Here is a 1,090-nt window from a genome sequence, read left to right as displayed (position 1 = left end):
GCTGGGACCACACGGTGCGGCTATGGGACGCGGACACCGGCCAGCCGATCGGGGCGCCGTTTGACGGGCATACCGACGCCGTGTGGAGCGTGGCGTTCAGTCCCGACGGGCACCGGCTGGCCAGCGGTGGCGCCGACGACACGGTGCGGTTGTGGGATGTCAGCAACGGTAAGCCGATCGGCGACCCACTCGCCGGGCACAGCAACACGGTGGACAGCGTGGCATTCAGCCCCGACGGGCGCGTGCTCGCCAGTGCCAGTTGGGACCACACGATCCGGCTGTGGAACGCCGGCACCCACAGGCAGATCGGGGGCGCCCTCAGAGGCCACACCAACACTGTGACCAGCGTGGCGTTCAGCCCCGACGGGCACCGGCTGGCCAGCGGGGGTGCCGACCTGACGGTCCGGTTGTGGAACGCCGAAACCGGGCAAGAACTCACCGAGCCCTTCGTCGGCCACACCAACTTGGTTTCCAGTGTGGCGTACAGCCCCGACGGACAACGCCTCGCATCAGCCAGTATGGACAGCACGATCAGGCTCTGGCCCGCCCAGGCCACCCCGAAAATGCTGTGCGACAAGGTCAATTCCAACATGAGCCGCAAACAATGGCGCGACTGGATATCGGCCGACATCGGCTATTCAACCCTGTGCCCGGGGCTACCCGTCACAGCCGACGGCTCCGGGGGCGCATGATGTCGGATGCGATGCAGGTTTTGCCACCAGGTGTGGGGCGGGTGGTGCCGGAGTATGACGCGTTTTTGTCGTATACGCATCGGGATCGGTTGGTGGCTAGTGGGATTCAGAAGGGTTTGCATCGGGTTGGGCGGCGGTTGGGGCAGTTGCGGGCGTTGCGGGTGTTTCGTGATGACACCAATTTGGAGGTGAGTCCGGATTTGTGGGGCAAGATCACCGAGGCGATGGATCGGGCTCGTTTTTTGGTGATGGTGTTGTCTCCGGCTGCGGCTCAGTCGTATTGGGTGGATCGGGAGGTGGGGTATTGGTTGCAGACTCGGGGGCGGTATGCCCGTCAAACGGCGCCCCGATCGGCTGGCCGGTGTCCGCGTCCCATAGCCGCACCGTGTGGTCCCAGC

1 protein-coding gene and 1 pseudogene are annotated in these 1,090 nt (G+C 65.3%); both read left to right on the top strand.

The window, feature by feature from the left end; translation table 11 throughout:
• Positions 1-692: pseudogene (locus A5696_RS09425) on the top strand (hypothetical protein); the annotation flags it as partial.
• Positions 605-1,090: toll/interleukin-1 receptor domain-containing protein (locus A5696_RS27000; RefSeq protein ID WP_369803317.1), on the top strand; the 486-nt coding region annotated here is incomplete at its 3' end. The pseudogene A5696_RS09425 and the gene A5696_RS27000, both read left to right, overlap by 88 nt.

It is taken from the genome of Mycobacterium sp. E2699 (genome assembly GCF_001666745.1).
Lineage (GTDB): Bacteria > Actinomycetota > Actinomycetes > Mycobacteriales > Mycobacteriaceae > Mycobacterium.
Note: the sequence above shows the minus strand (reverse complement) of the source record. Positions and strands in the feature narration are given on the sequence as shown.